Annotated in this window: 2 tRNA genes and 3 rRNA genes; all 5 read right to left on the reverse strand. The window is 48.8% G+C overall.

Annotated elements, in window-relative coordinates:
* A 23S ribosomal RNA gene (locus tag ACTNB8_RS16295) occupies positions 1–492 on the reverse strand; the annotation flags it as partial.
* A 245-nt stretch (positions 493–737) separates the two neighbouring features.
* Positions 738–811: transfer RNA gene (locus ACTNB8_RS16300), tRNA-Ile, on the reverse strand.
* Positions 812–949: 138 nt separating this feature from the next.
* Positions 950–1,022, reverse strand: a tRNA-Ala gene (locus ACTNB8_RS16305).
* Positions 1,023–1,027: 5 nt separating this feature from the next.
* Positions 1,028–1,145, reverse strand: a 5S ribosomal RNA gene (rrf, locus tag ACTNB8_RS16310).
* A 70-nt stretch (positions 1,146–1,215) separates the two neighbouring features.
* Positions 1,216–1,318, reverse strand: a 16S ribosomal RNA gene (locus ACTNB8_RS16315); the annotation flags it as partial.

The following is a 1,318-nucleotide window of genomic DNA, read 5'->3' on the forward strand; positions in this document are numbered from 1 at the left end:
CTATGCGCTATCGGTCACTAAGTGGTATTTAGCCTTAGGGGGTGGTCCCCCTGATTTCCCGCAGGGTTTCTCGTGTCCCGCGGTACTCTGGATCCTGCTCAGTCTGCTCTGCTTTCGTGTACGGGGCTTTCACCCTCTCCGGCCGGCTTTCCCAAAACCGTTCCACTAACATCGCAGAATCTTAAATGCAGTCCGTAACCCCAGATCGCACGCGACCTGGTTTAGGCTCTTCCGCGTTCGCTCGCCGCTACTTACGGAATCGAGTTTTCTTTCTTTTCCTCCGGGTACTTAGATGTTTCAGTTCCCCGGGTTCCCCTCCATACGTTATGGATTGGCGTATGGATACATGAGGTTTCCTCATGTGGGTTTCCCCATTCAGAGATCTCCGGATCAATGGATATTTGCTCCTCCCCGAAGCTTATCGCAGCTTATCACGTCTTTCTTCGGCCCTTAGTGCCAAGGCATCCGCCCTGTGCCCTTTCTGCTTGACCATTTTTGCATTGCATGCAAACAAATCTTCCAGTGGATGATTTGTTTGCACTTCTGATACCCTAGCGTAGGTATCAGCGGTCTTTGATTCTCGTTGCTTAATTGATAACTATGTTATCGATGTCTTCCTATCTTACGTTTGTATATCAAGGATATTTGATTAGTTTTAATCAAATTTACATGTATGCAGTTTTCAAGGTACGATATAGGCTTACTCACTTAACCTCACGGCTAATCAACTAAGCCACTGGGCTTAAGTGGACTCGAACCACCGACCTCACGCTTATCAGGCGTGCGCTCTAACCAGCTGAGCTATAAGCCCATTTGAAATCTTTCGATTTCGTGAGTCCTGTCACTAAATTCAAGCTTCGTCTCCGACTCGCTTTCATTAAGTGTCATGACATGCCTCGTACTAAATTCAGCCTGCACTATTGCTTGCCTTCATTAAGTACTCTGGCGATGGAGATGAAGAGATTCGAACTCTCGACCCCCTGCTTGCAAGGCAGGTGCTCTCCCAACTGAGCTACATCCCCATTTAATCTGGCGCCCACCTGCTCTCCCACACCGTCTCCAGTGCAGTACCATCGGCCGCCTGCGTCTTAACCGTCGTGTTCGGGATGGGAACGGGTGTTTCCCACAAGCGCATCGGCACCAGAAATGTTTATTCAGTTATCTTTGATAACTAAACAGTAAAACACATTCAATTACTCTACTCTTCTTCCTTAGAAAGGAGGTGATCCAGCCGCACCTTCCGATACGGCTACCTTGTTACGACTTCACCCCAGTCATCCGTCCCGCCTTCGGCAGCTCCTTCTTTGCAGTTAGGTCA

The organism is Blautia sp. HCP28S3_G10 (assembly GCF_052065235.1).
Lineage (GTDB): Bacteria > Bacillota > Clostridia > Lachnospirales > Lachnospiraceae > Blautia_A.